Raw genomic sequence first — 16,722 nt, forward strand, 5'->3', positions numbered from 1 at the left:
ATAAACTACCTGTTACAATGAAATATTATTCCATTCTATACTTATCGATTTTCAAATTCTTGTTTAATCGCATGTAGTAAATCTTTGTTAACTATAATATCGTAGCCTGTATGTGCCAAAGCCAGGACTGCATCATGAATCGCTGCTTCCCCGTCTGGCGTGATTGTTTTTTCTGCAAATTCCTTCGTATGGAAAACAAGTCCCGGCTCATTTAAACCGGCAAATGGATGAATGGATGGAACAACCTGACTGACATTTCCCATATCTGCTGACCCTGTTGCCGGAACAGCCGGATACACTGGATTCACACTATACGACTTCATATGCTTCGTAAATGTGTCTGACAGCGCTTGGTTTGTAATCATATTATCGTAGCTTAGCTCATAGTTGGAAATCTCTACCGAAGCGCCTGTCATCAAGCAAGCTCCTTCCGCAATATTTCTTACCTTCTCTCCAAGCTCATCCACCAGCTTCCGCTCATTGGCACGGATATAAAATTGCGCTGTAGCCTCTGCAGGTACAATTCCTGCTGCTTCTCCGCCTTTCGTGATAATGCCATGGATTCGCACATCATCCGGCACATGCTCACGAAGTGCGTTTATCCCATTAAATAATTGAATCACAGCATCAAGAGCATTGATTCCCTGCTCCGGGGATGCTGCTGCATGAGCTGCTTTTCCTGTGAAATCAAATTGAAGGGCGTCCATAGCCAGCATCGGACCGCTTTCAGAAGATACATCGGCGCCATGCACCATCATCGCAACATCAATATCATCAAACGTCCCCTGCTCGCTCATCGGCACTTTTGCACCGCTTGTTTCCTCTGCCGGTGTACCTAAGACAACAACCTTCCCGCCAATTTCTTCGATATGCTGACGTAGTATGACACCAGCTCCAACAGCAAACGCAGCAATTAAATTATGCCCGCAGCCATGTCCGATGCCAGGCAACGCATCATACTCTGCCAAGTAAGCAACGGTCGGCCCCGGCTTACTGCTTGTATACTCCGCGCGAAAAGCAGTCGGTCGGTCAACAATGCCTGTCTCTACTTCAAAATCATAAGACTTTAAATAATTAACCAGTAACTTCATTGATTCAAATTCTTGATCTCCCAGCTCTGGATTCTCATATAATTGATTGCTGATTTGAATCAGCTCTTCTTGGATAGCTTCATAGTTTTTCTCTAATGACATTTGCTGATAAACCTCCTCATACTGAAAAAAACATTATATCACAAATGTATTTTCATGCAAAAATATGCGTTGTTATGCATTATAACATAGTTCAAAAAGGAATAGTCGAAAAACAGAGAAATAGGCTGTTTATTTTTTATTATTTTTAAAGAGAAGCCGTGCTCTGATTATGTTTATTCAAGAAACATCCCATAGACGATCCTTGCCAAAATATGCAAAGAAAACCTGTATCTTTTGATTTTAATTATGTATAATAAGTTTTATTCTGAATCATTTACAAAGGAGTTTCTGTCTATGCCCGTTTTACCTTTTCTTACATTTGTTTTTGTCAGCAGCTTTACCCCTGGTCCAAATAATTTTATGGCCATCTCTTTCGCAAACCGCTACGGATTTAGAAATACCATATCCTTTTGTATAGGGGTAGGAGCAGGCTTCTTTCTTATCGCTTTACTTTGCAGCTTTTTCAATCGGGCACTTATTGAAGTCCTGCCTGTTATTGAAACACCGTTAAAATTTGCAGGTGTTATCTACATGCTCTATTTAGCTTATAAAACATTTACCAGTTCCGGAAGCAAGCAGGAATCTTCAGCCAAAGCAGAGAAAAACCTGTTTATCATTGGTACACTGATGCAATTTATAAATCCCAAAGCGATTCTCTATGGCATTGCCGTTGTGTCTACATTTCTACTGCCCTATTACCAATCATATTTCAGCTATATCCTATTCTGTCTTTTCTTAGGAATTGTCGGTATTTGCAGCTCGATTACCTGGAGCCTGTTTGGTTCTGTTCTTCACAATTTCTTAGACCGCTATCAGAAGGTCTTTAATATGGTTATGGGCTTATTGCTTGTATATAGCGCTTTTGCTATTTTGATGGGGTAAACCATTACCAGCCTTGCATCATCTTCTCTCTTTAGTACAATGATAGTAAGAACATACATCAGAGCGAGGAGAATGATTATGAAAAGAGCTATCCGGCTTATTTTGGGCTTCTCACTGGGAGTACTCATCTATTTTTTATTTTTTAATTAACCGCCCTTTTACATCATTTTTACTGTAATGAAAAAGCCACGTCTCTCTCCTGAAAGACGTGGCTTTTTCATGACTTATTTACTTAATCGTCCCTAAAACATTTAACAAATTCTTCTTAAATTGTTCACGATCCACTGCTTCACAAACACGGACATTGGGCGCTTTCTCCAGACGGTTATTGATATCCACCAGACTGTAACCTCTGGTAAGCTCACCCTTTGTTTCGACATCTACATAATAATCATGCGCTTCCGTCATAATACGCTCGTCTGCCGCAATCGCTACTAACAATGTATCCGGATGTGTTGTGCCATTCAGCCGGTGTACAGATTTATTAAACTGCATCACCACTTGATTAATATCTATAAAAAATTGGGAACCAGCTGTTTCCAGACCGGCAATTTCCGCGTGGTCATCGTCATCCATGATGGAATAATCGATACACATATCCCAGCCAACCATTGTAATCGGAATGCCGGAATGCAGGACAAGCCTTGCCGCTTCCGGATCCACATAGAAATTATACTCCGCTGCCGGCGTGATATTCCCTAGCGTATTATTCGTACCGCCCATGATATAAATATGCGGAATATCCTTGACAATCGAAAGGTCCTTCTTGATGGCCATCGCAATATTCGTTAGCGGCGCAATCGCTAATAAACTCACTTCTCCCGGATATTCTTTTACTTTCTCAATGATAAAATCAACAGCATGTCCTTCCTCCGGACGCTGTGCTGCCTTTGGAAAGTGCGCGCCGCCCATACCATCATCACCATGAACGTCTTCTACTGTCCGGTGCTTCTCCTGTCCTGTTGTAAGCAGCGGCCGTTCCAGACCTTTATAGACAGGGACCTTTTCTTCCGGGTTAGCAACCTGAATCGTATAGAGCGCATTCTCCACCTCTTGATTAAACTCCACATTTCCGCCGGTTATCGTTACACCCTCCACTTTAAAATGATGCATTGCGGTCAACAGGGCAATCGTGTCATCCCCGGCTGTATCGGTATCAATAATGATTTTTCTCATCTTATTTCTCCTGCCTTGCTAATGCTGTAATATAATCAAAGAACGCATCCCTATCCACTTCATAAACAAACTGAACAGGGCGTCCAGCTTCTGAGATTTCTGTTTTTCCCTGACTGGCCCCATCCGGGTGAACAATACTCTTCACTTCTTTTTTCTTCACCAGATCCGGTTTTCCAATCGTTGCGGTCGTCAAAACATCCCACAGGAAGTATGTTGAATTCGTTTGAAAATGCACGAGCGGCGGTACCATGGCATAGCACTGTCCAAGGAAATCAATTCCGATATCCCGGCGTTCAGCAGCCCATTTATCTCTGACTTCTGGCGTCAGCGGAACCATATTCGTGCTTTCCAAAGCAATTAAGTCAATCTCTATCGAGCTGTCCCACACCTTTTTCACAGCCTCCGGATCCCAGAAAGCATTCCATTCAGCAGTTCCATCATGCTCCGGTTCTTCCACATTCCCATTTTCTAAGAATGTTCCGCCCATCCAGACAAGCTTCTCAATTTTCTCTTCGATATCTGGGGCGATTTCTAAAGCTCTTGCTAAATCGGTCAATGGGCCGACAAACACAAGCGTTACTTTTTCATCACTCTTACGAAGCACATTCACCAAATGCTCGTGTGCCGCTTCTTCTACAAGCTTTGCTTCTATCTTTCCAGACTCATTTAATAGTGGCAGGGCATCTACAAAGAATGCATGCATACGCCAGTCTTTTGGAAAGTCATTTTTGCCGCGGGAAGTGGATGCAGCCACTTCTACATCCTGTCCTTTTCCAAAACGGTCAATAATTTTACGGCTCGCATATACAGCAGGCTCTAAATAGCAGTCAGCCGGAATAACGCCGACGCCAGCCAGCTCCACATCTTCCATCTGTAATAATAGAAACAAGGAAATTAAATCATCTACTCCGCCGTCATGATTCAAATAAACTTTCTTTTGCATAGATAAACTCCTCTTCGACTAAAGTTTCAAGAGCAACCAACGTACCCATGCTCTTTACCACCTAGCATACCATGACTCAACAAAAGATTATATTTTTTTGAAGAGCCGTTTCGTACATTTTCTCCTTGCTGGTTAATCCTTTTGTGGGGTGGTAGAATACCTTGCTTTCCGGACATTTTTCACCCAGGCGCGGTCCTCGTCCATCATTTTCTTTGCTGCAAAGACGGTCAGAATCTGAATAATAATAATCGGTATCCCCATCAGTCCCGAAAGCACTTCCAGCGGAGATAAGCCGCCTACACTCATCAGCGTCAAAGCAAGAACCGTAATCAGTACTGCCACTAAAATTCGTAGTGATTTATACGGTGTAGATTTTGACATATCCTGATTAGACATATAGGTTGCTACGGTATAGGTTGTTGAATCTAATGTAGTAATCAGGAATATCGTCGCGATAACCGTAAAAAGAATCAGAACAATCGCTGAAATCGGCAGCGAATTCAAGACAGCCGGAATCGATGCTTCAATTCCTTGATTCTGCACAATATCCAGCACTGGCAAGATATCTGTCACTTGTCTGTGAACACTTAATCCGCCAAGAACTCCTGTCGCAAGCCAAGATAACAGCATAGGTGCCATCAGGTATGTTAAAATCATTTCTTTTATCGTTCTGCCTTTCGACACAATCGCTGCAAATACGCCGTGAAGCATAGCCCAGGTTGCATTATAAGCAAACCAGAAAACGGTATGACTCTCAATATGTGTCCCGCCTTCTAAATCCAGCGAATTCGTATATAGTGAAAAATTCATATAATTAGAGATTAAATAACGCAAGGAATCTGAAAAGAAATTCATGATAAAGATTCCCGGACCAATTACAATAATCAGCACAGCAAAAGCTCCTGCCAGATACATATTCCATGTGCTTAATCGTTTGATTCCTTTATCAATTCCTGCATAAGCACTGATGGAGAAGCCCAAGACCCATACCAATGTAACAATAAGAGTAAAAGGAAAGGTGACTTCGATATTCAATAGTTCTGCCAGGTTATACGTAACAATCGGTGTACCAAGACCTAAGGTCACTGCAGCTCCAGCTAAAATACTGACTAAGAAAAGGACGTCAAGGACGATGCCGCCAATTCCGTCTGTAAATTTATCACCGAATATAACGCGGCATGCTTCTGAAATACGCATTCTCGGTTTCTTCCGGACATACAAAAGATATCCCATCGCCGGAGCTACCATTACAAAGACTGCAAAGGTCTGGAAGGTCCATAAAAACATACTGTAGGAATTCCCAGCCAGAATCGCTTCCATCGATCCCGCATCCAGACCAAACGGCGGATCATTCGCAACCTCACTCCATTGCGTCAAACCAGTCCGCATAACCGTTGACCCAAGACCCATGGCAACTAAAATAGATGCATATTCAAATAAGTTGTATCTCGGTTTCTGTGCTGGATCACCTAAGACTACATTTCCATACTTAGAAAATGAAAAAAACAATGCAGCTATTACGATGAGAAAGGCGTACCATAAATACCCCCACTTAAAGGTATCCACTAATGTATTAAAAATATTATCCAATAATTCCATGGACTCGCTCGTGTACATTGCAAATAGAGCACTGATAATCGCTATAATTACGATAGAAGGGATAACAATTTTCTTCTCAACAAAGCTTTTTTTCTTCTGCCGTTTCGGCACGTCCATTTTAATTTCTCCTCTCTGTTACTTTTTGATTAGAAATATATTTATTAAGATGGCGTTTGCGTTCACGTCTATGTAATTCCACAGAAGAAAAATTCCAAAACCTAGGAATGATAAAAAAATCACATTACCATATTTTGGTTAAATAAATTGATTCATTTTATCCCTTCATCTCACTTGCCAGCAACAAGCTGTATACCGTATCTAAACAGGGCGTATCTAAGTCGTACGTTTGACTTTTTTCATATAAATACCCTTGTATATAAGCTGTCTCCATTGTTTTTCCGGCCAGGATATCGTAATACATACTTGTCCCCATATACGACGGATATCCGGCATAGATGCGCATGATCTCCTCTGTAATCCCCTCTTGAAAATGAATCCCCTCTGCCGCAGCAATAGCTATGCCTTCCTGAATTAATCGTTTACATAAGTGCTGTATTTTTTCTTCTTCTAAAATAAGCGCTGTATTTCTGCTTAGTGCAGTAACAGAGTTGATTGCGAGATTCACGAGGAGCTTATACCAAACCTCATAACGATAATCCGGGCTTAATCGGATGTCGAGGTCACTTGCGGCAATCCCTTCTTTTAATTTTTTCGTCACTGGATTCTCCGGTAAAATTAAGATTCTGTCACGAAAATGCGTAACAACCTGCTCTTTCTTCTGTCCGCTAATATAGACAACCGCCTGGTATGCATTGGGGATGTGAAATTTATCTAAGTGTCCATTACCATTTTGACAAAGAATACAGACTGTATTTTCATGCGTCAGCTTATCTAAATAAGGCATAACCCCCTCCAGCTGTGTTCCTTTCACAGTGATAAATAAATAGTCAAACACTGTTTCCGCTTCAGAAATAGCTTCGACAGGAAAAACGGCAGTTTTCGATGCAGACGCTCTTTTTATATAAACTTCCCCCGTTTCCCTGCCTAAAAAGGTCACCTGATAGCCGCTGTTATGTAATGATTCGCCGATAACAGAACCAACTGCACCTGGGCCGATAACTCCAAAAGTATCCATTTTTAATCTCCCCCTTTTTTCCTTAGGCTAATAACTTGCCATTGTGAATCTATACAGATAATTTTATAATAAGAAGAACAATAAAAATAGTAGGTGATTTAGAAGTGAAATTCCTTCATGATTTCATGAACATGAAAAGTAACGGAGAAAAAATGACAATGCTTACAGCGTACGACTACCCAAGTGCAAAGCAGGCAGAGCAGGCTGGAATAGAGACGATTCTTGTCGGAGACTCTCTCGGCATGACCGTCCTTGGCTATGAAAGCACAGTCCAGGTGACGATGCAGGATATGAAACACCACGCAAAAGCCGTACGCAGAGGAGCAAGAGATACCTTTATGGTCGTTGATATGCCCTTTGGAACAGTTGGTATAGATGATAAAACAGATATGGAAAATGCGGTGGAATTATATCAAGAAACAAATGCGAATGCATTGAAAATCGAAGGAGCTCATACTGCTCCCTTAATCAAAAGATGCACCCAAAGCGGCATCCCGGTCGTTGCTCATCTCGGACTGACGCCGCAGAGCTTCGGTATCACCGGCTATAAGCTTCAGGCAGCATCAAAAGAAGCAGCTGAGGAGCTTATTAGCGACGCCAAGCTGATGGAACAAAGCGGAGCCGTGATGCTGGTGTTAGAAGCTATTCCAAGTGACCTGGCAGCGACTATCACAAAAACGTTATCCATTCCGGTTATCGGCATTGGCGCCGGTGCAGATACAGATGGACAGGTCCTTGTTTATCATGATGTGTTAAATTATGGTGTCGACCGCAAACCAAAGTTTGTGAAGCGCTACGGAGACTTTACAACAGGGGTAGATGCACTAACCACCTATCACGAAGAAGTAAAAGCAGGATTGTTCCCTTCCCCTGAATTTACGTATAAGAAACAAATTATGGATGAGGTAGACGCATGACGCAACGAATTACAACGATACAAGAAATGAACGCTATCATACGAACTTTAAAAAAAGAACAAAAGCAAATTGGTCTGGTACCTACGATGGGCGCTTTACATGATGGTCATTTAACAATGGTGAAAACTTCGTTGGAAAATAATGACATTACCGTCGTCAGTGTATTTGTAAACCCGCTTCAATTTGGCCCGAATGAAGATTTTGATGCCTATCCCAGAGATATCGACAGTGATCAGGCAAAACTAGAACCGCTTGGTGTTGATTATGTATTTTACCCAAGTGTAGAGGAAATGTATCCAAATCCGTTAGCCATTTCCTTGAAGGTGAACCGCATGGCTGAGGTGCTGGAAGGAGCGAAACGACCCGGACATTTTGACGGGGTTGTCACTGTTGTCAATAAGCTGTTCAATATCATTCGTCCCGATTTCGCTTATTTCGGAAAGAAGGATGCCCAGCAGCTTGCGATTATTGAAAAAATGGTTGCCGACTTTAATCACCCCATCGAAGTTATCGGTATTGATACGATACGGGAAGCAGACGGCCTTGCCAAAAGCTCCCGCAATGTCTATTTAACCGAACAGGAACGGAAAGAGGCCGTTCATTTATACCAAAGCTTAATTAAAGCAAAGGAAATGTATAATGCTGGCGAAAGAAACAGCGCTGTTTTGATTAACACCATCCAAGCGTACCTAACCAAAAACACTTCTGGAAATGTAGAGGATATTGCTGTCTACAGCTACCCGGAGTTAGTGGAGCAGCCGCAAATCACCGGTCAGATTTTTATATCCCTGGCTGTGAAATTTTCCAAAGCCAGATTGATTGATAATATTATTTTAAAAGGAGACAACCATGATTAGAACAATGATGAATGGCAAGATTCACCGTGCACGCGTAACCGAAGCCAACTTAAATTATGTCGGCAGCATCACGATTGATGCTGACATTTTAGATGCTGTTGATATCCTGCCAAATGAAAAAGTTGCTATTGTCAATAACAACAATGGAGCGCGCTTGGAAACCTATGTCATTGCCGGTGAACGAGGAAGCGGAAAAATCTGCTTGAACGGTGCAGCAGCCCGTCTCGTACAAATTGATGATGTGATTATTATTATCTCTTATGTGCAGTTAGATCAGGATGAAGTAAAAACACATACACCTAAAGTGGCTGTGATGAATGAGAAGAATGAAATCGTAGAATTGATTGAAGAGAAGGAAAATCAGCTGGTTTTATAGACCAGTAAGAAACAAAAGAAACGTGCTGTCTCTAAACAATGGAAAGAGCAGCACGTTTTACTTTATTTATATTCTATGCCTGATGATAATCTCCAGTATTACCCTTTCACCGCTTTTAATAGCCATTTACCTTGCTTGGCTTGAGCGGCTTGATCGTTAGGGTGTATATCCTGATAATCAGAGCTGTTCGTTACAATAACAGGAGTAACTGTGGGATATCCAGCATCTTTAATTTTATCGATATCAAACGTAATAAGCAGATCTCCTTGTTTGACAGCTTGTCCCTGTTCTACATGCGCTTCGAAATACTTTCCTTCCAGATTTACAGTATCCAGGCCAATATGAATTAATAGCTCCAAACCTTGCTCTGAACGTAAACCAATCGCATGCTTCGTTTGAAATAGCGATTCAATCGTCCCATTAAAAGGAGCAACAACTTCTCCATTCGTTGGTTCAACTGCTATCCCTTTCCCTAATAGTCCTTCTGCAAAGGTGGGATCACTTACCTCTTGAAGCGGGATAATATTCCCTTCCAACGGACTGTTTACAATTGCCTCTTTGCTTGCAGGCTGCTGTTCATCCTTCGCAGTCGGAGCTTCTGTCTTTTCTTTTTTACTTTCCATATCTTTAAATCCTAGTACGAATGTCAGCACCATCGTAACGGCAATCGTAATAATCAATCCAATAATGAGATAGATAAATCTCGGACCGCTAAATACCGGAAGACTAGTTAAACCTGGTAAAACGAACGCAGATGCCGTTACGCCAAACCCGGTTATAAATGCGCCTCCAATACCAGAACCAATCAATGCGGCAATAAACGGTTTTTTCAGACGCAGGTTTACGCCATACATAGCTGGTTCTGTAATCCCAAGAAACGCAGAAACCGTAGAAGAAGCAGCAATTGTTTTCAAATCTTTATTTTTTGTCTTAATAAATACAGCGAGCGCTGCAGCTGCCTGTCCCATATTAGCCATCAGAAATACTGGAACCAAATAATCAAATCCAAGAACTGCAATATTTTGTATGGCAATTGGCATTAATCCATAATGCATCCCAACAATAACTAACAACGGACGTGTCGCACCCAGAATTCCTCCAGCAAGAATACCGGCATGCTCAAACAGCCAAGTTATTCCATCTGCTAATCCGATACCGAGATACGATCCAAGTGGTCCAATTGCTACCAATTGAAAAGGAATCATAATAAGTAAAACAATGGTAGGTGTGAAAATAATTCGGACAGCACTTGGCATAGCCGCATCCACCCATTTATATACATAACTTAACAGCCATACAGATATAATTATCGGAATAACGGTGGAGCTATAATCCATAAACGGCATTGGCAAGCCAAATAACGATAGCCCTGTCGCCCCGCCTTCCGCAATGGCCTGTGCTCCTTCAATCAACGTTGGATACATTAATCCGCCAGCTAATGCAAGGGCAATAAATTCATTCGTCTTAAACTTCCTCGCAGCAGATACAGCCAGGAAGAAAGGCAGAAAGTAGAATACAGAATCTGCTACGATATTTAAAATAGCTACAATATCACTATCTTCTGACGCCCAGTTAAATGTAGTAACTAATCCCAGAATCCCTTTAACTAAACCCGCACCAGCAATCGCCGGAATAATCGGGGTAAAAATAGAAGCAATCACTTCAAAAAATCGGCCGATAATATTTCCCTTTTTTTCTTGTTCTTGAGTATCATTATCACTTTCGCCGCTGTTGAAGTCTCCTTGTTTTTCTATTTCTTTGTATACTTTTCCAACTTCATTACCGATAACTACTTGAAATTGTCCACTTTGAATTTGAACGCTTATGACACCATCAAGTGATTCAATCTTTTCTTTTTCCGGTAAATCATTATTCTTTAAATTAAAACGTAATCTTGTATAACAGTGGGTAACGCTTCCCACGTTTTCTTCGCCGCCAACAAGAGACAGAATATCCTTTGCTAACTGTTTTTGATTCATACAAAATCCTCCTTTATTTGCATGATTTGATTTTTCAAAATACGATCTATACACAAGGAGATTACAAATCCTCTCCATTAGAAGCAATAACCTTTTGGTACCAATGAAAGCTGTTCTTCTTGATTCTCCGCATGTCCTTCAAGTCGAAATCTTCTCGATTGATATAAACAAATCCGTAGCGTTTCTCCATTCCGTTCCGGCCGCTGACCAAATCCATAAATGACCAGGCACAGTAGCCTAACATGTTGACACCATCATTGATAGCCAGTTTGACTTGTTTGATATGTTCACTTAAATAAGAAATCCGGTAATCGTCTCGAACGATGTCCCCTTCTTCCAATTTATCGTAAGCACCAATGCCATTTTCCGTAATAATCATTGGCAGATTGTAGCGATCATGAAGCTCTCGCAAAGTTAATCGCAGTCCGACAGGATCAATTTCCCATCCCCAGTCTGTCGCAGCAAGATTCTCATTTTTAACAACTTCGAATACTCCTGCCTCCGCTTCAGGCAGTAGCGATTTTTTTTGATAGCCAATTGGAAATTCTTCCGTAGCAGGAAAAGCACGAACAGCTTCAGAGAAATAGTAGTTCACTCCCAGCATCGTAGGCGGGTATTGCTTCATCAATTCTAAATCGCCATCTTCTATTGGCGGCATATAATTTCTCTCTTTCAGATATCTTTGAAAGCTATAGCTGTATTCTCCATAGCAATGTAAGTCCATTAAATAATTATGTTTAACTAACATCGCATCTCTACTCGCCAAAATGTCATCTGGATGAGAGCTTGCAGGATGAACCATGGAATAGGAAATAGCAGGACCAATCTTTCCTTCCAAACCTAATTCATGAAATGTTTTAATAGTAAGTGCGGTAGCCACACACATATGGTGATTTGCCTGATAGCCGAGTCTCAGCTGTTCATAATGATCCTCCCCGGATAATCCCAGACGTGATGGGATACGCACAACATGGTCCTGTTCATTGATTGTCAACCAGTACTTTACGCGGTCCCCATATGTTTTAAATAAGAACGCTGCATATGCCCGGTAATCCTCGATGCTTTTCCTCGAGAGCCATCCTCCGTACTGCTCCACAAGACTTTGCGGATAATCAAAATGGTAGATGGTTACTAAGGGTTCAATGTTATATTTAACCAGTGCATCAATTAAACGATTGTAAAAATCCACTCCCTTTTCATTGACCTCGCCATTTCCATCTGGAAAAATACGTGTCCATGCAATTGAAAATCGATAGACTTTTAAACCAAGTTCTGCCATGAGAGCAACGTCTTCTTCTATACGATGATAATGATCTGAAGCAACAGAAAAGTCGGTTATAGCAGGATTCTTTTCTATCATATCGATGACAGAAAGCCCTTTTCCATCTTCTTTAGCAGCTCCTTCAATCTGAAAAGATGACGTAGCAGCCCCCCATAGAAAATCTGGATCAAAAGAAGTATACGCTTTATATTCCATTTATAAATTCCTCCCTACCTAAAAATAAGTATCTGTATTGATTTAGAAGTAATTAAAGAAATACATACTCCTGAAAAGATGCAAGCCATTACAAATTGCTTTTTTTAGCATGCACGTTTGATTCCGAAGCACACTGAGATTATCCGCTTTCAAAACCCGGAAAACCATTCCCCGCATCTTCTTTTACAGGTGTTTTCTTTTAAGCTTCTCTACAGTTCTAAGATAATAGGAAGAGCATAAAAAGACCATTTAGTTTTTTTTCGCTTTCCAGCTAAAAAAACTAAACAGTCTTTATTGGTCAAATATTTTCTTGAAATCAAGGTAATTCTTAACCTTCCCCATCTGGTTACTTTGGGCCGGTTCCATTAAAAAACGTATACACTGATAATAAGAATCTGCTAAAACATAATCATTCTTTGAATAGATCGAGATAACAATCGTATGAATAGCCTTATTTCGATACATTATACTCTTTGGTAATTTACCAATGATAATCTTTGATTGGAACGGGCGCTCTGCCATAAACGATACATATGCTATTTTGGTATCATTGGGTATAAAATGATGATCCATCCTAACGATGTTATCCAGTATTTCCTTATGCCCGATCTGTTCGAGAAGGTACTGGACACTATCATTGAATTTTTTCATGCTCTCCGGAATCTGAAGAAAATGATCTTTCCCAATAGCTATCCTTTCTATCTCTTTCAATCTCTGCATCTTAGACTGGTTCAGATAGTCATTTAGAAGCGACTGTAAAAAATCCTGTTCCGTTTTGCCAAACAAGGATTGAATAAAAATAATATTTTGGCCATGACTTACGTTGATTTGCTCTGTTGTTAAAATCACATCCACATCGTTTAAAAACAGCCCATCCTTTTCCTCGAATAGATACGTTGGTATAGCATTTATGATCTTTACGGATGCTCCCATCAGACGGGTTACTTCAGAAATAATCCAATTTACGAGTGCTGTATGTTCATCCGAAATAAATAATAGCTTTAAGACTGGTTCTTTCGTTTCCAATAAATTGCCCAGGAAGAGTGTAATATAAGCCAATTCTGCATCAGAGTATGTTGTTTCGATATCCTGTAAATAGGTCTGACAAAAGGATACAATACTAGCCGACATAGGAAACATTCGATTAATTTGCCGTTTATTAAAATTGGTGTAGTCATGTCCATTTTTTGCCCGTTGATTTAATTGATTAATATAAAACAAAAAATTTTTCTCAAAATCAGGATAATTCATTAAATCCACCTGAAAGAAGTCTTTAACCACGCGAGTGAATAACGAGACAATTTTCTGATCAGTTTCATTCCAATTCTCATTTGTATAGGGGTAGAGATGGTTTTGTTCCATGATGAATTGCTGCAAATACATCATATCAGCATCCGTAAAAGCTATCCTTGCTTCAGCTTTTAAACGCTCCTTTAATTCTTGCATCATAGGCAATAGCGGTTCATTTGCTTGATTATGCGGCAAATGATATTCCAGCTGATTCCGGATTGCGGCTATTAAAAGGCTGGCGCCCACTAATCCAAATGCTTTTCCAGAAATAATAAACTGATGCTTTACCATAATCTTTTTTAAAATTTTATTCAATTTAGCATACGTTTCAATGATATCGAAATTCTCTTCAGGGAATAAATAGTGTAACATCACTTCTAAATTTAACCCTTGAACAACCATCTTGGCCAAAAAGTAACGGAAAGCTTCTTCATTCCCTTTAAATTTCAATCCTTTCGTACTAGAGACGATAAAACGTATACCAGAAACTCTGCTAATCAGCTTTTTAATTTCGGTTATATCTAAGTTGATGGTTGATTTGGAAACATAGAGGCGTTCAGCAAGCTCCTCCATACTTACATAATCTGATTCAAAGGACAGCATCCCCATAATCGTATATATTCTATCCCAAATCACATGGTTTTCAATATTATTTTTATCCACAAAAATAGGGTTCACTAATAACTTTTTAACCGCTTCTTTTTCTTCCTCTTCCAGATAACACTGCCCTTTCTTGGAAATTTGTATTTGAGCTTTCGTTTCAGAAAGGAGTATATTCATATTTTCTAAATCCATTCGGATGGTATGGATAGAAACTTGAATCATATCTGCAAGTAAATCAAGTTTTATCGGTACGTTTGTATACAGAATATAGGATAAGATTATTTTTTGACGTTTACTGAACATCTTTTAACACTTCTTTCCTGCTTTTAAAATCATATAGTCTTATTATACTCCTACTATAACTTTTTATCTGTTGTCAAAGTTCATATCATATTTCTCATGATTTATGGACAGCTCCCTTCATTAACCTTTCAACAGTGCGCAGAATCTACACAAATTAGTCATTTTATTTTCCTTCACAGGCAGGAATTATATTGTAAAATAGAAGTAATCTCTTATGAAAAAACGTATTGGCTGCTGTTCTTGGCAGCATTTCATTTAAAGCTGAAGTAGGTGTTATGATGAAAAAAGCATTTTTTGTCAGCTGCGGATCCTTATCACTGGGACTGGGTATCATCGGTATAATTTTACCCCTATTACCTACGACACCATTTTTATTATTATCTGCAGCATGTTACGCGAAAAGCTCAGAAAGATTATATCATTGGCTGCTTGAAAATAAATATTTTGGCTCTTATATCAAGAATTACCGCGCAGGAAAAGGCATTCCATTAAAAGCAAAAATCACTGCTGTATCGGTTTTATGGTTATCCTTATCCTTTACAATCGTTTTTGTCGTTCCACTCGTTGCCGTAAAAATCCTGCTTGCACTGATTGGAGCTTACTTTACAGGCTTTATCCTGAAACAAAAAACACTTCAAAAGCATGCTGTCTAGAAATGGCGTACCTGTTGCCATAAAGGATGGCATGCTGTTTGTATTTGGAGGTGACGGACAGTATGACATTTTATGAAATACTCGTATTTATACATATCTTTTCTGCCATTTTAGGGATGGGACCTGGTTTTGTGATGACGCCGATTGCTAAAAAGGCTGCTAACATGACAGAGCTGCGGCATGCGTATGCCCTCCGTAACAAATTGCATCAATTCGTCATGATTGGCGGTACCTTGTTACTCGTTACCGGATTATGGATGGGGTTTTTAAATACATACCTCTTTCAGCAAGGATGGTTCTGGACCAGCCTCGTTCTTTTTTTACTTGCGCTAGCATCCGGTCCGACGGTATTAGTTTCCAGCTCTAAGCCGATTAAGGCATTGTTGAAGGAGCATAAGGGAGAAGATATTCCAGCAGAATACTTCATTTTGTCTAAACGGCTATTTTTCTATGAGCATCTTATCAATACGCTGTTTTTAATTATTATTGCATTGATGATTACCAAGCCTTTTTGAGTTTTATGGAAAAAGGGTTATGGTTCATAGAAGGCTGGGGTTTCCCGGCCTTTTTTATGTTTGAAAATGGAGACACGAATTATAATGTCACGATTTATAGTCCACAAATAGAGGCTAAGTTAAGTGGTTTTCAAATGGCATTTAACGAGGTTTAAGGTGAGTTTATTATTGTCTGGCACATGATATACATCACTCTCCAAAATTAAGAATGAGATATTTTAAATAGTATCGCTTTCTATCATTGTTTATAATACCCTTTCTTTTTCTTCTTCCAATGGTCTTCCATCGTCATTAGTATGACGGTTATTAAAGTAATCGAAATGGTACCAGCAATTGCTTTCCATTCTCCGGTAATCAATCTAATCAGGGATAAGAACACAATCCCTCCTGGAATGGCAACCAACAAATATTTTGAGAATGTAAACAGATACTTTTTGATAAATATCACACCCCAATTATATGATTGAAAGTGTACTTTATTTTTCACACACTACACTCCTCCGCCTGAGCTTCTGATTACTTTTTTTTTGCGACCACATCGTTGGCAACGATAAATAAGACGAAATGTAACCTCCTCATCCCAGCCGATATGTTCAAATTGATGGAATCCGATTCTGCAAAGTAAATTTTTTTCACTTCTGGTTGTTAAATAATAAATCAAAAGAATGACTATGCCAACAATGATGGAAACGTAATGAAGATAATACATATTGAATAGAGCATCTGTATTTGCTGTAAGGAAAGCAATCCCAAGAAAGATAAGAGAATAACCAATTAAAGGAGCTTTCTTTTTCATACGACACCTCGTAATATCAAAATTCCCA

Annotated in this window: 16 protein-coding genes; 6 read left to right on the forward strand and 10 right to left on the reverse strand. The window is 39.9% G+C overall.

What is annotated here, in order from left to right; genetic code table 11:
- Positions 1-41 precede the first annotated feature (41 nt).
- Positions 42-1,193, reverse strand: a complete 1,152-nt coding sequence (locus tag MKX55_RS21875) for a M20 family metallopeptidase (protein ID WP_193064465.1) — start codon at positions 1,191-1,193, stop codon at positions 42-44.
- 294 nt (positions 1,194-1,487) lie between these two features.
- Between MKX55_RS21875 and MKX55_RS21880 the strand changes: the two genes are divergently transcribed.
- The gene (locus tag MKX55_RS21880) at positions 1,488-2,075 is read left to right on the forward strand and encodes a LysE family transporter (protein ID WP_339234953.1); all 588 of its coding nucleotides are present in this window, start codon (positions 1,488-1,490) and stop codon (positions 2,073-2,075) included.
- A 228-nt stretch (positions 2,076-2,303) separates the two neighbouring features.
- Here the strand turns inward: MKX55_RS21880 and MKX55_RS21885 are convergent, their stop codons facing one another.
- The 4 genes from MKX55_RS21885 to MKX55_RS21900 form a co-directional block, all read right to left on the reverse strand.
- Complete coding sequence (locus MKX55_RS21885; RefSeq protein WP_339234956.1) at positions 2,304-3,251, reverse strand: nucleoside hydrolase; 948 nt, start codon at positions 3,249-3,251, stop codon at positions 2,304-2,306.
- A gap of 1 nt (position 3,252) precedes the next feature.
- Entirely contained in the window at positions 3,253-4,194 is a 942-nt protein-coding gene (locus MKX55_RS21890) for a nucleoside hydrolase (protein WP_339234958.1), read from the reverse strand.
- A gap of 132 nt (positions 4,195-4,326) precedes the next feature.
- The gene (locus MKX55_RS21895) at positions 4,327-5,910 is read right to left on the reverse strand and encodes a BCCT family transporter (protein WP_339234960.1); all 1,584 of its coding nucleotides are present in this window, start codon (positions 5,908-5,910) and stop codon (positions 4,327-4,329) included.
- Positions 5,911-6,067: 157 nt separating this feature from the next.
- A complete protein-coding gene (locus tag MKX55_RS21900) occupies positions 6,068-6,928 on the reverse strand; it encodes an oxidoreductase (RefSeq protein ID WP_339234962.1) in 861 nt (286 codons plus the stop codon).
- Positions 6,929-7,053: 125 nt separating this feature from the next.
- On the opposite strand from MKX55_RS21900, the gene panB reads away from it, so the two are divergent.
- The 3 genes from panB to panD are packed head-to-tail and all read left to right on the forward strand — an operon-like array spanning position 7,054 to position 9,078.
- Complete coding sequence (panB, locus tag MKX55_RS21905) at positions 7,054-7,845, forward strand: 3-methyl-2-oxobutanoate hydroxymethyltransferase (RefSeq protein WP_339238598.1); 792 nt, start codon at positions 7,054-7,056, stop codon at positions 7,843-7,845.
- Complete coding sequence (gene panC / locus MKX55_RS21910) at positions 7,842-8,702, forward strand: pantoate--beta-alanine ligase (RefSeq protein ID WP_339234965.1); 861 nt, start codon at positions 7,842-7,844, stop codon at positions 8,700-8,702. Before panB ends, panC begins: the two co-directional genes overlap by 4 nt.
- Positions 8,695-9,078, forward strand: coding sequence for an aspartate 1-decarboxylase (gene panD / locus MKX55_RS21915; RefSeq protein WP_193064459.1), 384 nt, complete (start codon positions 8,695-8,697; stop codon positions 9,076-9,078). Before panC ends, panD begins: the two co-directional genes overlap by 8 nt.
- Before the next feature lie 98 nt (positions 9,079-9,176).
- Here panD and MKX55_RS21920 read toward each other — a convergent pair whose 3' ends face one another.
- The 3 genes from MKX55_RS21920 to MKX55_RS21930 form a co-directional block, all read right to left on the reverse strand.
- On the reverse strand, positions 9,177-11,057 hold the full coding sequence (locus MKX55_RS21920; RefSeq protein ID WP_339234967.1) for a beta-glucoside-specific PTS transporter subunit IIABC: 1,881 nt from the start codon (positions 11,055-11,057) through the stop codon (positions 9,177-9,179).
- A gap of 61 nt (positions 11,058-11,118) precedes the next feature.
- On the reverse strand, positions 11,119-12,534 hold the full coding sequence (locus MKX55_RS21925) for a glycoside hydrolase family 1 protein (protein WP_339180838.1): 1,416 nt from the start codon (positions 12,532-12,534) through the stop codon (positions 11,119-11,121).
- A gap of 291 nt (positions 12,535-12,825) precedes the next feature.
- Positions 12,826-14,730 carry a helix-turn-helix domain-containing protein gene (locus MKX55_RS21930; protein WP_339234969.1) on the reverse strand — a complete coding sequence of 635 codons (1,905 nt, stop codon included), beginning with the start codon at positions 14,728-14,730 and terminating at the stop codon, positions 12,826-12,828.
- Between the two features lie 275 nt (positions 14,731-15,005).
- On the opposite strand from MKX55_RS21930, the gene MKX55_RS21935 reads away from it, so the two are divergent.
- Together MKX55_RS21935 and MKX55_RS21940 are read left to right on the forward strand one after the other, a co-directional pair.
- A complete protein-coding gene (locus MKX55_RS21935) occupies positions 15,006-15,383 on the forward strand; it encodes a YbaN family protein (RefSeq protein WP_339180843.1) in 378 nt (125 codons plus the stop codon).
- A 62-nt stretch (positions 15,384-15,445) separates the two neighbouring features.
- Positions 15,446-15,898 carry a DUF2269 family protein gene (locus tag MKX55_RS21940; RefSeq protein WP_212929263.1) on the forward strand — a complete coding sequence of 151 codons (453 nt, stop codon included), beginning with the start codon at positions 15,446-15,448 and terminating at the stop codon, positions 15,896-15,898.
- 238 nt (positions 15,899-16,136) lie between these two features.
- Here MKX55_RS21940 and MKX55_RS21945 read toward each other — a convergent pair whose 3' ends face one another.
- Both MKX55_RS21945 and MKX55_RS21950 read right to left on the reverse strand, forming a co-directional pair.
- Positions 16,137-16,385: a hypothetical protein gene (locus MKX55_RS21945; RefSeq protein WP_339234971.1), complete on the reverse strand. Its 249-nt coding sequence runs from the start codon at positions 16,383-16,385 to the stop codon at positions 16,137-16,139.
- 3 nt (positions 16,386-16,388) lie between these two features.
- Positions 16,389-16,694, reverse strand: a complete 306-nt coding sequence (locus MKX55_RS21950) for a hypothetical protein (protein WP_339234974.1) — start codon at positions 16,692-16,694, stop codon at positions 16,389-16,391.
- Between the last annotated feature and the right edge of the window lie 28 nt (positions 16,695-16,722).

The sequence above is a fragment of the Oceanobacillus sp. FSL W7-1281 genome, from assembly GCF_037969835.1.
Taxonomy (GTDB): domain Bacteria; phylum Bacillota; class Bacilli; order Bacillales; family Amphibacillaceae; genus Oceanobacillus; species Oceanobacillus oncorhynchi.

Excerpts from the sequence above, each read along its gene's own strand:
- MKX55_RS21875 (WP_193064465.1), bottom strand. The coding sequence starts at position 1,193 with ATGTCATTAGAGAAAAACTATGAAGCTATCCAAGAAGAGCTGATTCAA.
- MKX55_RS21880 (WP_339234953.1), top strand. The coding sequence starts at position 1,488 with ATGCCCGTTTTACCTTTTCTTACATTTGTTTTTGTCAGCAGCTTTACC.
- MKX55_RS21885 (WP_339234956.1), bottom strand. The coding sequence starts at position 3,251 with ATGAGAAAAATCATTATTGATACCGATACAGCCGGGGATGACACGATT.
- MKX55_RS21890 (WP_339234958.1), bottom strand. The coding sequence starts at position 4,194 with ATGCAAAAGAAAGTTTATTTGAATCATGACGGCGGAGTAGATGATTTA.
- MKX55_RS21895 (WP_339234960.1), bottom strand. The coding sequence starts at position 5,910 with ATGGACGTGCCGAAACGGCAGAAGAAAAAAAGCTTTGTTGAGAAGAAA.
- MKX55_RS21900 (WP_339234962.1), bottom strand. The coding sequence starts at position 6,928 with ATGGATACTTTTGGAGTTATCGGCCCAGGTGCAGTTGGTTCTGTTATC.
- panB (WP_339238598.1), top strand. The coding sequence starts at position 7,054 with ATGAACATGAAAAGTAACGGAGAAAAAATGACAATGCTTACAGCGTAC.
- panC (WP_339234965.1), top strand. The coding sequence starts at position 7,842 with ATGACGCAACGAATTACAACGATACAAGAAATGAACGCTATCATACGA.
- panD (WP_193064459.1), top strand. The coding sequence starts at position 8,695 with ATGATTAGAACAATGATGAATGGCAAGATTCACCGTGCACGCGTAACC.
- MKX55_RS21920 (WP_339234967.1), bottom strand. The coding sequence starts at position 11,057 with ATGAATCAAAAACAGTTAGCAAAGGATATTCTGTCTCTTGTTGGCGGC.
- MKX55_RS21925 (WP_339180838.1), bottom strand. The coding sequence starts at position 12,534 with ATGGAATATAAAGCGTATACTTCTTTTGATCCAGATTTTCTATGGGGG.
- MKX55_RS21930 (WP_339234969.1), bottom strand. The coding sequence starts at position 14,730 with ATGTTCAGTAAACGTCAAAAAATAATCTTATCCTATATTCTGTATACA.
- MKX55_RS21935 (WP_339180843.1), top strand. The coding sequence starts at position 15,006 with ATGATGAAAAAAGCATTTTTTGTCAGCTGCGGATCCTTATCACTGGGA.
- MKX55_RS21940 (WP_212929263.1), top strand. The coding sequence starts at position 15,446 with ATGACATTTTATGAAATACTCGTATTTATACATATCTTTTCTGCCATT.
- MKX55_RS21950 (WP_339234974.1), bottom strand. The coding sequence starts at position 16,694 with ATGAAAAAGAAAGCTCCTTTAATTGGTTATTCTCTTATCTTTCTTGGG.